At 37.0% G+C, this 15,993-nt stretch carries 8 protein-coding genes and 1 pseudogene; 4 read left to right on the forward strand and 5 right to left on the reverse strand.

Features of this window, described 5'->3' with window-relative positions:
* Window positions 1–523: 523 nt before the first annotated feature.
* The 4 genes and pseudogenes from MSMAS_RS00835 to MSMAS_RS00850 form a co-directional block, all read right to left on the reverse strand.
* Entirely contained in the window at window positions 524–1,705 is a 1,182-nt protein-coding gene (locus MSMAS_RS00835) for a glycosyltransferase family 4 protein (RefSeq protein ID WP_048046275.1), read from the reverse strand.
* A gap of 133 nt (window positions 1,706–1,838) precedes the next feature.
* Complete coding sequence (locus tag MSMAS_RS00840) at window positions 1,839–2,978, reverse strand: glycosyltransferase family 4 protein (RefSeq protein WP_011033091.1); 1,140 nt, start codon at window positions 2,976–2,978, stop codon at window positions 1,839–1,841.
* Window positions 2,979–3,072: 94 nt separating this feature from the next.
* Entirely contained in the window at window positions 3,073–4,008 is a 936-nt protein-coding gene (locus MSMAS_RS00845) for a glycosyltransferase family 2 protein (RefSeq protein WP_011033090.1), read from the reverse strand.
* Window positions 4,009–4,371: 363 nt separating this feature from the next.
* Window positions 4,372–5,829, reverse strand: a pseudogene (locus MSMAS_RS00850) (IS66-like element ISMma15 family transposase).
* 659 nt (window positions 5,830–6,488) lie between these two features.
* Between MSMAS_RS00850 and MSMAS_RS00860 the strand changes: the two are divergent.
* Together MSMAS_RS00860 and MSMAS_RS00865 are read left to right on the forward strand one after the other, a co-directional pair.
* Complete coding sequence (locus MSMAS_RS00860) at window positions 6,489–7,388, forward strand: glycosyltransferase family 2 protein (RefSeq protein WP_011033089.1); 900 nt, start codon at window positions 6,489–6,491, stop codon at window positions 7,386–7,388.
* A gap of 21 nt (window positions 7,389–7,409) precedes the next feature.
* Window positions 7,410–8,429, forward strand: coding sequence for a glycosyltransferase family 2 protein (locus tag MSMAS_RS00865; RefSeq protein WP_011033088.1), 1,020 nt, complete (start codon window positions 7,410–7,412; stop codon window positions 8,427–8,429).
* 578 nt (window positions 8,430–9,007) lie between these two features.
* Here the strand turns inward: MSMAS_RS00865 and MSMAS_RS00870 are convergent.
* Entirely contained in the window at window positions 9,008–10,213 is a 1,206-nt protein-coding gene (locus tag MSMAS_RS00870) for a glycosyltransferase (RefSeq protein WP_048039618.1), read from the reverse strand.
* A 195-nt stretch (window positions 10,214–10,408) separates the two neighbouring features.
* Here MSMAS_RS00870 and MSMAS_RS00875 point away from each other — a divergent pair, with 195 nt between their 5' ends.
* On the forward strand, window positions 10,409–11,593 hold the full coding sequence (locus MSMAS_RS00875) for a glycosyltransferase family 4 protein (RefSeq protein ID WP_048039619.1): 1,185 nt from the start codon (window positions 10,409–10,411) through the stop codon (window positions 11,591–11,593).
* Between the two features lie 761 nt (window positions 11,594–12,354).
* Complete coding sequence (locus MSMAS_RS00880) at window positions 12,355–15,678, forward strand: disaggregatase related repeat-containing protein (RefSeq protein WP_196296807.1); 3,324 nt, start codon at window positions 12,355–12,357, stop codon at window positions 15,676–15,678.
* Window positions 15,679–15,993: the final 315 nt, after the last annotated feature.

Here is a 15,993-nt window from a genome sequence, read left to right on the forward strand (position 1 = left end):
TAAAATATTTTAACAGTTTGGGGAAAAATACTTTCTTTAGTTATACTACTGGGGATATTAGATGAAAAAGTTATAATAGCGGGGTTCTGATTAAAATCATCAAGAAAGATTCATAAATTAGAAAATTGGCGAAGTTACAGGTGTAATAGCAGAAAAGCAATGTTAAATGAAAAGATCCTAAAAAGGGTAAAACTCAGATCTTTTTAAAAAGTTTCTTATACACAGTTTTATCTGTATGACCTATCTGTTCTTTGTCTTCATGACCTCTCGGTTGTTTTATCTGTCTAATCTATCTATTAACTCTTGAGAATATGATCATAAGCGAAATATACGTAACTCGATTTGCACTCTTTATTTCTCTATTTTTCGACTTATTTCATTAATTCCTTAAATAAAAGTTAACTAACAATATTATAGAGGAATTAAAGAGACAAATTCCAAGTTTCGAATCGTCTTAATAATCAAAGACCTGGTTTATAAGCTGGTTTATTATGCAGACAGAATATTATTTATATCTCGTGATTTAATGGCTTTTACTAGCTTCATTGCAAACAGACAGTACCTTTTTTGCAACACTATTCCAGCTATGATTTTTAACAATATATTTACGGCCCTTTTCTCCCATTAATTTTCTGGAATTTTCATCTCGGAGTAATTTTATTACAGCAGCTGCAAGTTCTTCCGAATTTTCAGGTGTCACAGCAATTCCTCCTCCAGACAGCTCAATTAAATCTTTTACGCCAGGAATCGCACTTGCTACAAGCGGTTTCCCGCAGGCAAGATATTCATATGTTTTTAAAGCTGACAAGCCAATTTTCGAATTTCTTTCTTTTATAAATGGGGCAACACAAATATCCGAGGCATTAATGTATACAGGGACTTTTTCGTAAGGTATTCTCCCAGTAAAAATGAAATTATCCAGTAAACCCAGATCATCTGCCAACTTCATCCATTCTTTTTTCATAATGCCGTCTCCAACGATCAGGAAGCGGGCGTCGGCAAATTCTTTCAAAATTAAAGGGGCTGCCCTTATCAGATATTCAACACCCTGCCAGGGAATTAAATTCCCAACAAAGCAAATGTAGTGCAGTGTACTGTCTAAATTTAATTCGTTTTTTACTTTATTTTTATCCATTGGGATAAATAATTCCGTGTTAGCACCATTATTTATTACAACAATTTTGGACTCCGGAATGAAATATATCTCCATAAGTCCCTTTTTTACTCCATCGGTTACAGCAATAAGTTTGCTGCATCCTTTTAAGTTTATGCTCTCTATCAGTTGTGCGATCTTAATTTTCGATTTTGATGAACCCTGAATAATCATCTCATCTATTGTAATCCCATTTACTTCTCCAACTTGTGGAATCCCCAGAATCGACGATACGATAGTAGAAGAAGCGCCACTCCCGGATAATCTTGCATAAAACAAATCCGGTTTCAATTTGATAGTATAATAAATGAGGTACAAAAAGAGAGATAATTGATATGTGAATATATTCAGGTAATTAGAAAATAAAAACTGGAAGTGAGTAGAAGGGACTTCTATTATATTCGGGTTTTTGTAGCTTCTATTTTTCGAACTTCTTGAAAAAAGTAGCACATCGACTCCCAATTTTTTAAGATTATTTAACAACTCAATTGTATGGACGTTGGATCCATTAAATAAGTCCAGCTGCATTCCATAACTAATAAACAATTTCATATAATTGTAACTCCCATTAAAGATATAGATGTCTTGTTATTTTCTGTTACTACTTCCCATTTATTGCATATTCTCAAAATACAGTCAGTTAGAAAATAGCTTTTGAAGATTTACTGGCGAAAAAAGGATAAAATCATGCATCCCTGGAGGACAGTCGATAATATAATTTTTCAAAACCATCTGTAATTGTTTCCCAGTCATAGTTTCTCACAATATGGTCTCTGGCATTGATCCCTATTCTATTTCTGAATTCTTCATTTTCTAACAGATATATTATTGATTCAGCTAGTTTTTCAGGATTTTTCGGAGGAACCAGTATACCATTTTCACCATCCTCTATTAACTCGTCACACCCTTCAACATCTGTCGCAACCGAAGGTACCCCGCAGGACATAGCCTCCATTAGACTTGTTGGGAATCCTTCTCTATAGGAAGGCAATACGAAAATAGTTGCATTTTTGTAATATTCGATAATCTGTGATCTACTTAAAGAACCGGTGAATATGACATTATCTTCCAGTCCAAGTTTTTTTACCTGTTTTTTTAAATTCTCCAGTATGGTCCCTGTACCCACTAAAATAAACTTGACATCTGGATATTTTTTGCACACAATGCTTGAACATTCGATTAAGTCGAATAAACCTTTAAACACTTCAAATCTGCCGGTATATAAAACGGATTTTAAATTTGATCTATTTTCGGGGGGGGTAAAGAAATCAGTATCTACTCCGTTATGAACTATACTTATCTCCCTTTTAATTGAATGGTACATTCTAAAATTATTAGCAGATGAATTTGATACAGCTGTTAATATATCACTTTTCTGAACAATTTCCTGTTCCACTTTAAATAAATATTTGCGTAATAGTTTTACAATAAAGAAATGCAGAGTTTTTACTTCCATAGAATCAAGCTTTTTTGTAGAATTACCGTGTGAAGTGAATATAACAGGCAGCGAACTGTTAAATACTGGCTTAACTGGCAGAAAATATCCATGCAAATGGATCAAATCAAAGTCAAATTTTAATGATTTTAACAGTTTAGTAACATATATTTCGTGAATTTTAAACGGAGATGGAAAAAACGGGATAAATCTTACTCTATAAACAGAAATCCCCTCTATCTTTTCATAATATGTTTTTCTCCAGGTTCCTCTTGTAATGACTGTGACTTCATGTCCTCTTTCTACAAGTTTTTTTGATAAATTATAGACATAAGTGCTTATACCACCTATATCAGGCGGGAACTCAGAAGTATACATGCAGATTTTCATAATTTTTGTCCTATATTATTAAGTGAAAAAAGATCGTTTTAATTCCATAAAATAACATATTTTTGTCTCGGAAAGTGTTTTTCTCAAAATGTGATTACTGGATATTCACTTTAGATATTACTTGCGTGATCCCTCTATAAAACGAATTATATGGAAATCCGCCTTTTGAGATCCCTTTTATTAATTCCGAACACCCTTCTTTATATTTCTTATTAAACAACAGGTCATAAACACCATGGTCACACAGATACCTGCCCTGATTTCTTATTCTCATTTCATGAATCAAAGTATCGAACTCGGTAGACTCATAACTATCATGACCAGAGTTTCTTCTTTCAATTGCGAACTCTCTGGCGATATCTGCATATATTCGTTGAAGGGTGTGGTGTTGCATAGTTACACTGCTATCGGAAACTCTCCATCTAATTAAAGGTAGTGCGATGTTGGATAATTTATATTTATCACTGAGCCTTAAAATAAGATCATAGTCCTGTGAGTATCGAAATTTTTCTCTATAGGATCCCACATTATCCAGGGCTTTCTTTCTGACCATTATAGAACTATGAATAAAAGGATTAAGATTGATAAGAAATCTATTTACAAAGTATGGTTGTGACATTACATTCATAGAGCCAATTTTATTTCCGGAACTATTAATCAGATGTGCTCCTGATCCTACCAGCCCCGCTTCTGGATAAGCATGCAAATGATCAAGCTCTTTTTCCAATCTTGAAGGCTCTGCAAAGTCATCCGAGTCCAGCCTTGCAATAAACTCCCCTTTAGAATTGTTTATCCCAATATTAAGAGAAATTGTTAAACCAAGATTATTTTCATTATCAATTACTTTAATTCTGGGGTCTTTTTCTGAAAATTGATTAACTATCTTCAGCGTATTGTCCGAAGAGGCATCATTTATAATTATAAGCTCCCAATTTTCATAGGTTTGATCTAAAATACTCGAAATCGAGTCCGAGATAAATTTTTCAGAATTGTATGCAGACATTACAACGCTAATAAGATCTTTTTTCATTGAGAAAACAACCGTAAACAGTTTTTTAGATGATTTCCGATTACACTCTTTACTATATTATTTTAGATATTTAAAAATTCTAGTTTAAAATTTTAGCAATGAAATTTCTTAAACTATCAAGAAGATCTAATCATTTGTAAATATATTGGTTTTTTTCTAAATTACTCGATAATTTGCCTGAATTTTTAATCATGAGAATTAAATCGAATTTCTAATTCAAATCCTATTTTTATTTTTTTTAAAGTATCCTTTCCTGATCAGGTTCTATTTTTAAATAACATCTTTTGTCTAACCTATTCAAATAGTTTCTTTATAACATAACTTTCATTTTCCTGTAAGATTTATAAAAAAATTAGTAACTATTCAGGGTATAGTTAACGGCGCTCTCTTGAGCGCCGCTATAATACCCTCCAAAACAGGTAATCCGTTCTTTCTAATTGTAGAGATGTAAGCTCTAATTCTGCAGAAAGCTTCCGCTCCTTGTATAGTTCTGAAAGTTCCTGATATTTTCTGCTGTAATTTCATCATCCTGATATCTCTTTCTGCTTGATTATTCTCAAACGGAACTTTCAAATCTGTCAGGAATCTCAGAATATTTTCTTTGTGTTCTATAAACCTATCTAGCAGATTCCTTGCTTTTGTTTTTGGATTTTTTCCACGTTTTCCTTTCTTTTCAGGATTTAGAGATTGTGGATTTTCTTCAATTCCTTTAATTATGATAGCATCGAACCTTTCTTCCAATGCTTTAATTTGCTCAAAATCCAGTTCTTTGACTTGATCCTTGCATTCGTCGGTATACTTTTTCATCTCAGTGAGCAATTCATTCATTTCTTTAGCCCACTGCTGTTTATAGTTCTCTTCAATTCCAGTAAGTTCTCTCTGTAAATGAGCATTACAGAGAGCATGATCACAGTCATAAACGTTGTAAGGTTTCCATCCGTCGTGAACTGCTACTCCCTTAAACTCCGGAAGAATACCCATAGCGTCTATTGCTTCTGCTCCTCTTTTTGAGTGAGGTAAATAACAGGTGTATTTCTCATTAGAAGCTACATGAAGCCAGTGTCTTTTTCCTTCAATCTTCATACCAGTTTCATCAAAATTGATTACAGGCGAGGCTAATAACTTCTCTCTAATAACGTTTTCAAATTCCTCTAAATTCTGGAAACATTCTCTTTCTGCTCTAATTATCGTAGCAGGACAGATTTTTATTCCCATTATGTCCTCAAAAAATTCGGAAATTCTTTCATAGGGGATAAAATGGTGATTTTTACAGTAAATAGCTGAAGCTAAAATATTTGGACCATACTGAACTGGATATTTAACTGATTCAGGAAAAACAGCTTTATTTATTTTTCCACAGTAAGGGCAGGTCTTTATCTGACTTTTGTGTTCTGTAACAATCAGATTTACAGGAGGAATATCAAAGACCTGTCTTTTCTCATAGGCTTCAACTTCAACATTCTCAAGAGTATGGCCACATTCTTTGCAGCAACTCAAAGAATGTTCTATTACCTACTCAGGATGATCAACCATTTCAAGAGTTGTTCCTGGATGACCATCTTGACCTCCAGGTTTTTTGCCACTCTTTTTACGGAGACTCTTGGGGTTAGGTTTCTCCTTGATAAAAAAATCAGTAGAAGGAGGGCGACTGCTGTTACGACTGTTTTGGTTTAAACGAGATTCTAATACCTTTACACGTTCTTCGAGTTCAGCAATACGAATAGATTGTTCTTCTATGATAGTCTCAAGCCTCTGGATTACAGAAATTACAGCTTCAGGACCAGCGTCATAAATGATAAGAATCTCTTCACGTGTAAGCATAATAACGAAAGGAAATAGGATTCAATTTATATGCAATTTTTCCTCGAAAAGAGGAAAAATTGTAGCCTTTCAAAGGCTCTACCTGAATAGTTACAAAAATTATTCCTATTTCACTATTGATTTCAGAAATTTTATAGTTCAGCTGGAGTCTAATATTTTTAGAGCAGTTTTCTGAACAAGTCTGTCCTTTTTTTTTATTTTATACTCTATTACGAAAAATCTTCTGGTTATAAGTTATATATCTAAAGTTTTTTATTTATTTCATTTTTATGTATAATTTTTTCCGCGCTTATAATAGCTTTTTTATTTAATAGGCGTTTTAATCCGGTTTCATTTCTTTTTCGTCATCGGCTAAACTGCTGAACTATTTTTTGTGCCTAAACGCTTATATAGTTCATATATTAAAACAAATACACGTCTTAATAAGAACTATGATCTGGCTGCAAAACATCTTTGCTTTCGCTAAAAGAAGCACAAAAATCCTCCAATGATGTTTCTGCACCCTTAATTGTAGTTAATCCTTAGAAACCCTATAAAATTTGTGGAGCGACGACCCTGAAAAATTTATTTACTGTATTTGGAATTCTGGTCACTTTCTCTGCAGAACAGCGGTTTATACAGACATTTGTATCTTTTGATGAAGAGGTAGTTGATTATACATGACCATTACTATTGCAGCCATGCCTGCGTATAATGAATCCCATTCTATTGCCGATGTTATTCAGGGCTGTAAAAAATACGTGGACCGGGTTGTGGTTGTGGATGATGGAAGTACTGACAACACTGTTGATATCGCTGAGTCCCTTGGCGCTTATGTCGTCCGCCACGAAGTTAACCAGGGTTATGGTGCAGCCCTCCGCCACTGTTTTGAAGCTGCCCGCAATCTTGGTGCCAGCTCCATGGTTATCATCGATTCCGACGGTCAGCACGATCCTTCTGAAATCCCCAAACTTCTTGAGCCTTTAAGAGATGGTTTCGACCTTGTTATTGGCTCACGTTTCGTCAACGGTAACGGAAAAAACGTTCCTATTTACCGTAAATTCGGCATGAAAGTTCTTGATGTGGCAACTTATATCGCAGGCGGTCTTCATGTTACAGATTCTCAGAGTGGTTTTCGCGCCTATGGCAAAAAGGCTATTGAGAATATTAACCTGAACAGAGCTGACATGTCTGCAGGTTCTGAGATTCTTATTCAGGCAAGAGACCATAAACTTAAATTTACTGAAGTGGAGATCCACTGCAGGTATGACCTTGAAGACTGCTCAAGTGAACATCCGTTTATACACGGGCCACGTGTTTTGTTTCGGCTTTTGAAAGATATGGAATACAGGCGTCCCCTGTACTACTTTGCTGTCCCTGGTATGATTATGGCATCCGCAGGCGTCCTTATGGGTCTTAAGTTTCTCCAGGACTACATTCTTGGAGGATACCTGCGTTTTGGACCCACGCTCCTTATGGTGATGCTGACAATAATAGGCGCTTTCATGATATTTACAGGAATCATACTGCATGCAATTTCGAGAATGATGTTTATTAATGAACAGATTCGAAGACAATAACGGTTAAAAAGTGGTTATTTTATGGAATGTCCTTTTGTTTCGGTTGTAGTGGGTATTCGCAACGAAGAACGATATATTGAAGAATGTATCGAGTCGCTACTTCGTCTGGATTACCCCCAGGATTCTTACGAGATTATTATCGTCGATGGAATGTCCACCGACAGAACCCGGGAACTGGTACAGAAATACCCGGTCAGGCTTCTTCTTAATGAGAGAAAAAACGTTGCAGCGGCAAGAAACCTTGGAGTGCAGAATTCCATGGGAGATTTTGTTGCATTTACAGACGGGGACTGCAAGGCAGACCCTCTATGGTTAAAAACCCTTGTTACTGAAATGAAAAATGCTCCTGAAGATGTGGTATGTGTTGGTGGGCCTAACTTAATATTTGATACCGATCCTGTTTTTGGTAGAGTGGTGGGGCATGCCCAGGAAACATTTCTCGGTTCAGGAGGTTCTGCTCAGTCTAAAAATTCCTTAAAGAAACACTATGTTAGCTCTCTCCCTAACTGCAATGCGATGTATAAAAAAAATACAATAATTGAAGCAGGATATTTCGATGAGCGGTTTGTTGTAGGTCAGGATGGAGACCTTAACTACAGAATAAATAAAAAAGGTTATAAGTTCTTGTATATTCCAGAAGCAATAGTTCTGCATCATAGAAGGGGAACTCTCAAGTCATTTTCAGTAAGAATGTTCAAGTATGGCATGTGGATGGGGGAACTTTTTAAAAAACATGGGGAGCTTGTTCGGTGGTATGCGATTTTGCCCTCTGTCGCTATTCTCTTCTCAGTTTTTTCGCTTATCATTTCTCCGGTCTATACCACGCCAATAATAGTCCTGCTCTTAATGGGATTTTTATATCTCATTCTGGTCTTCATTGCCTCAATTCAGGTAATATTTAAAATGAAATCAAAGTACGGACTTTATGCCCTTGTTGTGATTCCTGTGCAGCACATCACTTATGGTATGGGATTTTTGTACAGTTTTGCAAACTCTCTCTATAAATCAAAAGGAGTGTCTTCTTCGATAGTTCAAAATTAAGGATCTAGCCCCATTTTAGAGCTGCTTTCTTTACCCAAATTACAAATTACTGAAATAACCTGAATTTGGGACAGATTGGAGCAAAAAGTTCTTTTTCGACATAGGCTTCACTGTAAGCTCTGTTGACTTAGAACAAAAATCTGAACTTTTTATTCAGGTTCAACCCTGAATCTTTTATTCAGATGAATTTTAATCTTTTTATTTCGCTCAATATATATTTGAGTGCTTTAAGGTTACGTAGATTTTTTAATTTTATGGTAATCCAAACTGCTTGATTTCCCTGGAATGTTTTACATAACATTTATTCTGGAAAACAGGCCAAAAAGAGTTTTGTTATACTGCTAAAGGGTCAAAAATAGGTTGTTTAATGGGTATAGGTGAATCCGATCATTGACCCTAATGAGTGACCTTGATGAGTGAATTCGATCGGTGGCCTTGATCAGTAAACTTGATTGACTCGGTGAATACCTGCAGTTCCGGAGCTTTGTCTGAGCTAAAGGGACAGCTCAGATGTTATATTAGTATGTGGAGAGAGCTTTTGGGCAAATCTGTACTTTGTCTTTAATTTTCCGGTAAATTCATTTTGAGGATCTTGCGAGGAGTTCTGAATATATATCTACAGTTTTCTTTGCATGAGATTCCCAGGTAAGTCCTCTCTGGATTATGCTTTTGCGGCCGAATTTTCCCATCTTTTCTCTTCTGCTTTCGTTTTCAAGTAATTTGTTTATTTTCTCTGATAGCTGTACAGGGTTTTTAGAAGGTACCAGATAGCCTGTTTCCCCTTCAACCATCAGTTCCGGGATTCCGCCAACGTCAGTCGCCACTACAGGGACTTCACAGGAAAGAGCTTCAAGAACAACATTTGGTCTCCCTTCTGAAAGGGAAGGTAAAACCAGCATATCAGCTGCTGAAATCCAGAGGGGAATCTCTTCATGGGTTACTGGCCCTGTAAATTTGATAAAGCCGGAGATTTTAAGTTCTTCTGCCCTTTTCTCCAGGCTTTTTCTAAGCCCATCATCCCTGCCTACCATGTAGAGGTCTGTGTTTTTATTCACAAAACTTTTTGCAGCTTCAATAAGATAATCCACACCTTTTATTTTCCTCAGGGCTCCTATAAACAGGACAATCTTTTTTTCCTGAGGCAGGTTTAAAACATTTCTTGCATATTCTTTTCCTGCCGGTCTGAATATTTCCGTATCCACGCCGTTAGGAACCACATCTACTTTATTTTCGTCTATCCCGAGGTTTACTATGTGGGTTTTGAGGTCCTCACTGACAGAAAGTATCCTGTCGGCAAAATTCATGGCTTCTATAATCTGTTTTGAAGTATAGGAACCTTCATAGGCAACTTTTCTTTCTATAGTGCCAAGGGCGCTGATTACAAGAGGAACTTCCCATTTCTTTGCGAGTTTCATCATTCCGTACCCATCAGGGTATGAGAAGTGTGCATGAATCAGCTCCGGTTTCAGATTTATGTTTTTCATGGCATATCCGGAAACAAAATAAGAATATGACATGCCGGTTAAAGGATAGAAGTACTTTTTAGGGACTGCGTAGAAGTAGCGCGGATAGTGAAGGTCATATTTTTCCGTGTGCTCAATCCCGGGTAATTTAGAAAAATTATGGTACGGAAATGCAGAAAAAGGAAGTACAAAAGCTTTTGGAGAAATAACTGTCAATTCTACTCCCTGATTTGCGATAGAGTCTATACTTTGCTTTATAAATGTTCCAAGCTGTGGATAATACCTGTTAGGGAACTCCTGACATACTTCCAGTACTCTCATAATTCTTTTCCTTTTTTCTATTTGGATGCCTCAAAAACACACAAAGGAGAGAATTTCTCCTATAAATATCTCTCTGTGGAACGCATATCTTTTCTTTTTTTAATCATGAATAAGCTCTTCCAATCTCTAAAAATTAATACCTGGAGTCGTGGGATAAGCTAATTAACTACTTTTGCTATTGAGGTAACGGCAACTATGTTTAAAAAAGTAAATAACATTTTTCTGGTTTATTACAGCTCTTTTACCACAAAATCAGGCTCTAATATACACATACTCGAGCTCTTAAATAATTTGAAGAAATATACGGATGTAGTTTTGTTTGCGCCAGGTCAAAAAGGCATAGAGCGCGTTTTTTCCGGAGTAAAGTATGTGCCTGTGATAAATAACAAGTACCTTGTACAGCCTTCTTACGAGATCATGCTGTCTGTTTATCTTCTGTACGCATGTTTAAAAAACAGACCTGAAGTGCTTTATCTCCGTCAGAACTCTTTCCCGTTCTTACCTATTGCTTTATGTAGGATTTTTAAGATCCCCTCCATAGTGGAAGTTAACGGGCTGGTTATGGACGAGCTCAGTGTGAGTCCGGATTCTAAATCTTTTGCATACAGGGTTTTTTCCTATCTGGCGCTCCGTTCTGAAAAATTTAATTACACGTACTGTGACCGGATAGTTTCCGTAACTGACAAGCTAAAGGATGAACTTGTCAGGTTATATTCAGTTCCTGCAGAGAAAGTTATTGTGATCAATAACGGAGCAAATACTGATATTTTCAAACCTATGGACCAGAAGCAGGTAAGGGATAGGCTCAAACTTGATAATTCAAAAAAGTATGTGTGTTTTGTGGGGCACCTTGCAGCCTGGCAGGGAGTTGAGTTTCTCATTTATGCAGCTCCGTATATTCTGGAAAAATCTCCTGATGTTCGTTTCCTTGTTGTCGGAGACGGAGTTATGAAGGACAAATTGATAGAAATTGCCTCAGAGACAGGGGTTCTGGACAAATTTACTTTTACCGGAAGGGTTCCCTATGAAAGTGTCCCTGAATATATCAACGCTGCTGATGTTTGTGTTGCTCCTTTTATTAAGGATAGAAATTCTAAAATAGGACTCTCTGCCTTAAAAACATATGAATATCTCGCATGTGGAAAGCCTATTGTAGCAAGTAATATAGCGGGTGTTAAAGATCTTCTTGATCTTTCAGGAGGCGGAATTTCAGTAACTCCGGAGAACCCGGGAGATCTTGCCAATGCAGTGGTAGAGCTTATTTCCGATCAAAATATAAGGAACACAATGGGAGAGCGGGGTCGTAAATATGTTATTGAGAATCATAGCTGGGACGGAGTTGCAAGAGAGATCCTTGATATCTGTTATGAAATCATTTGATTTTTCTTTTTTACTCCCTGGCGCTTCCATGATATCAATATCTGACCTTTGCTGTACTCATTGTATTAATTATTCGATATTTTAACAACATATTACGATTAAATCATTGATTCAGGATTTAATCCAATCCAGCAAGCACAAGACGGTAGTTTAAGATACTTACGCTATATTTCTTTCAGGGGGCTTACTTCACTGAAAGAAAAAAATTTTCTCGGCTTCCTCTATTTTTTAGCATTCTTAATAATCTTTAATACTTTTTAATAATCAGTCTCTTTCTATCAAACAATCTTCGAATATAAATTCATACTGTTGGTTATTCAGTTCTTAAGTTTGTAAAAAAATTTAGGAATACTGTACAAATACTTTTATAATATGGTGTTCTAATCTACAATGCTGACTATAGAAATTTAATTATAAATTTAATAATTATTTTATTTGTAATGTTGGCATGGGGGGAATTTGTGTATATTGGAGGCAAATTAGTTTAACATTAATGATATCTTTTCTGAATTCGGCGTCTATCTGCAGAATTTAATAACCCCTTCTTCAGGTCTTCCTCAGGGGGAGTTTTACTGTACGAATACCTGAAGAGTGCTGACTGGTTAAAAAATATTGCTAAATTTGCTGTATTCAGAATAAATATATTAATTAACTTATCTGCCTTCAATATATAAATTTTTAAAGAGTTTGGCAACTCGGACTAAATCTCTACCTGATATACATACCAAAATAATAGATTATGATCATTCCAGGTGATAGCAATGCTAAAAAGAGAATTAGGAGTCCTCTTCCTGGTAGGATGCCTTATAATTACAAGTGCTCCTGTGGCTTCATGCCGGAGCCCTGCACCTATAATTTATGTTGCAGGAGATGGGAGTGGGGACTTTAACTGTGACGGAAAAGATGACCATGTGCAGATAAATCAGGCCCTTAAATTCGTGGCAGATAATTCTGCTTATACAACTGTTCACCTCAAGGGACCTTTTACTTATGTTATTGACGATACTCTTCTGATAGGAAGCAATACTATTCTTGAAGGAGACTCAAATGCTGTGATTAAGTTGACCAATAATGCAGGATGGGAGACTATGAAACCCCTTATCCAGCAGATGAGCAGCTCAGGAAATAATAATATTACAATAAGAGGCTTCGAGGTCAATGTAAATCATGATGGTAACAGTGAACTGGCTAAAGGCAAAGGTTATTACAATGTGATTTATTTCCTCTACACCAGCAATGTAACTGTCCATGATATGTATATGCATGATGGACATGGTGACGGGCTCAGAATAAAGTATAGTAGCAATATTAAGTTCTATAATAATACGATAGATAAGCTCGGTCACGACGGTCTTTTTGCAATTGAGTGCTCCAATGTCGAAGCCTGGAACAACAGAATAACCTGCAGAACCAACAGTGCTCTGAGGGTATGGAACACAAATAACGTAAAGTTCCATGACAATTTCATTGATTCTTTTTATCACTGGAGTGCAGGCGGTCCGGGAATCCAGGTTGAAAGGTCCTCGGGTGACATGAATAATATCAAAATCTATGATAATGTAATTACAAACACATATGGACCAGGCATCTGGCTTATTGGAACTGCCGGTGCATATGATAAAAGTTTATCAAGTGTGCACATCTACCACAATATTTTCTATGATTCCGGAACCAATCCGAGCATAGAATGGGTTGGTGGGGTCCTTGGCAGTGGGTTCCATAATGTCCTGGTCGAGAACAATGTCTTTGACGGAGTCCATAATGCAGCAGTTGTAAACATGTATTCGACTGATACCAATGCCGGACCTTCTGGAACAGGGTTTACGACCACTGTTCGTAATAATATAATTGTAAACACTGTACCTCGTACGAAAAATTCTGCAGGAACCGGCTATGGTGTCATTAATCACCTTCCCAGTTCCCATACTATTGTCCTGGAAAATAACTGCCTGTACAACAACGCTGCAGGGAACTACAAAAATGTCAAATCTACAACAGATATTTATGCAGATCCCCTTTTTGCAGGTCAGAGTTTGCATGATTACCACCTCAAATCAGTAGCAGGCCACTGGTTCGGGACAAAATGGGTAAAGGACAGTGTGAGTTCTCCGTGCATTGACGCCGGAAACCCATCTTCTGACTATTCAAAAGAACCTGAAGATAATGGGAACAGAATCAATATCGGGAGATACGGTAATACTATCTATGCTTCTCTTTCCGGTACAGCTCCTGAAGTAATTCCTGAGGATCCTGTACCTCAGGACCCGGTAGTTTTCAAAGTCTCTGACAACCGTCTGCGTGAGTCTTCCCCTGATGCTGTGTATCGGGACTCAACTTTTATTGATGTGGGGGGAATGAACAATGCCAGATACAGAGATGTAATGTGGTTTGATCTGAGTGAGTACACTAATCCCTCAGAAATTGATAATGCAACTCTTTCCCTTTACTGGTATTACCCTGCAGGAAGTACAAGGCCAGATGACACCATTGTGGAGGTTTACAGGCCTGCTTCTTCCTGGAACACAAGTTATGTGAGCTGGAATAAAAGAGACAAAAATGTTGCATGGAAGAATGCAGGTGGAGACTGGTACGATAAAAAAGGAGTATTGCAGGGCAGCACTCCATATGCCACGATAACTTTTAAGGGCAGTACTCTTCCCGATAACAGGTATTATGAGCTGGATGTAACAGAGCTTGTAAAGGAATACGTTAGCGGAAAATACGAGAATACAGGGTTCCTCATAAAAGCAAGGACTGAAAATAACAATTATATTGCGTTCTACAGCAACGAGTGCGGAAAAGACAGTCTGGTCCCGAAACTCAATGTAGCAGAGAAAGCACTTCCAGTGCCTGTTACCATTGATAAAACTATTACCAGGGCAATAGACAACCGTCTACGCGAAGGTTCTCCTGATACTGTGTATCAGGACTCATCTTTTATTGATGTTGGAGGGATGAATGATGCCAGATACAGGGATGTTATGTGGTTTGACCTGAGCGTATACGATGAAACTGCAGAAGTAAGTACGGAAGTCACCGGTGCAACCCTTTCCCTTTACTGGTATTACCCTGCAGGAAATACAAGGCCAGATGACACCATTGTGGAGGTTTACAGGCCTGCTTCTTCCTGGAACACAAGTTATGTGAGCTGGAATAAAAGAGACAAAAATGTTGCATGGAAGAATGCAGGTGGAGACTGGTACGATAAAAACGGCGTACTGCAGGGCAGCACTCCATATGCCACGTTTACCATCAGAGGCAGTGCTTTTCCCGATAACAGGTACTATGAGCTGGATGTAACAGAGCTTGTAAAAGAGTATACCAGTGGGAAATACGAAAACACAGGGTTCCTTATAAAAGCAAGGAATGAAAATAACAATTATATTGCGTTTTACAGCAACGAATGCGGAAAAGAAACACAGAAACCCAGCCTTAACATAACAAAGAAGGTATCCTCAGAGAATATACCTGTGGTTCCTGAAATTATTGAAAAAATCACTCTTAACGCAACTCTTACCGGTGCAATAGATAACAGGCTAAGGGAGGCTTCTCCTGACGCTGTTTATCAGGACTCAACCTTTATTGACTTGGGCGGAATAAATGATGCCGGATATAGAGATATGATGGGGTTTGACCTGAGTGAGTTCAATAACACAACTGAAGTCACCAGTGCAAATCTTTTCCTTTACTGGTATTACCCTGCAGGAAATACAAGGCCAGATGACACCATTGTGGAGGTTTACAGGCCTGCTTCTTCCTGGAACACAAGTTATGTGAGCTGGAATAAAAAAGACAAAAATGTTGCATGGAAAAATCCAGGAGGGGACTGGTACGATAAAAATGGGGTATCTCAGGGAGACACTCCTTATGCTTCAATTACCCTTAAAGGAAGCGAACTTCCAGACAATAAATATTATGAGCTGGATGTCACAGAACTTGTAAAGGAATATGTTAGCGGAAAATACGAAAATACAGGAGTTCTCATAAAAGCAAGGACTGAAAATAACAATTATATTGCGTTCTACAGCATCGAATGCGGAATAGAAACACAGAAACCAAAACTTCAGCTAGAGTATCTCATTTGAAGCTTTTAGCAATTGAGTTCTGGATGTCTTTTAAGGAGTGCTCCGAGATACGGACAGAAGGATTATTTAATTTCTCCTGCATCCGTTTTTCGGAAAAACCGATTTAATTTTTATGCTTTTTGTTTTAATTTTTTATGTTATTTTCTTAAATTTCATTTTATCTGCTATGTCTGCCAGAAATTTCTTTTTAACAGGCCGTTTTCCAAGCAGTTACTATTATAAAAATTTATTTAGACACAAAAGCTTTTATCCTTTGCGGAAATTCCTTATTGGGGTGAGAAGGAGCCCAGCTTCTTCATAAAAGAATGTTATTTA

It is taken from the genome of Methanosarcina mazei S-6 (genome assembly GCF_000970205.1).
Taxonomy (GTDB): Archaea; Halobacteriota; Methanosarcinia; order Methanosarcinales; family Methanosarcinaceae; genus Methanosarcina; species Methanosarcina mazei.

Excerpts from the sequence above, each read along its gene's own strand:
- MSMAS_RS00845 (WP_011033090.1), bottom strand. The coding sequence starts at position 4,008 with ATGAAAAAAGATCTTATTAGCGTTGTAATGTCTGCATACAATTCTGAA.
- MSMAS_RS00880 (WP_196296807.1), top strand. The coding sequence starts at position 12,355 with ATGCTAAAAAGAGAATTAGGAGTCCTCTTCCTGGTAGGATGCCTTATA.
- MSMAS_RS00835 (WP_048046275.1), bottom strand. The coding sequence starts at position 1,705 with ATGAAATTGTTTATTAGTTATGGAATGCAGCTGGACTTATTTAATGGA.
- MSMAS_RS00860 (WP_011033089.1), top strand. The coding sequence starts at position 6,489 with ATGACCATTACTATTGCAGCCATGCCTGCGTATAATGAATCCCATTCT.
- MSMAS_RS00865 (WP_011033088.1), top strand. The coding sequence starts at position 7,410 with ATGGAATGTCCTTTTGTTTCGGTTGTAGTGGGTATTCGCAACGAAGAA.
- MSMAS_RS00840 (WP_011033091.1), bottom strand. The coding sequence starts at position 2,978 with ATGAAAATCTGCATGTATACTTCTGAGTTCCCGCCTGATATAGGTGGT.
- MSMAS_RS00875 (WP_048039619.1), top strand. The coding sequence starts at position 10,409 with ATGTTTAAAAAAGTAAATAACATTTTTCTGGTTTATTACAGCTCTTTT.
- MSMAS_RS00870 (WP_048039618.1), bottom strand. The coding sequence starts at position 10,213 with ATGAGAGTACTGGAAGTATGTCAGGAGTTCCCTAACAGGTATTATCCA.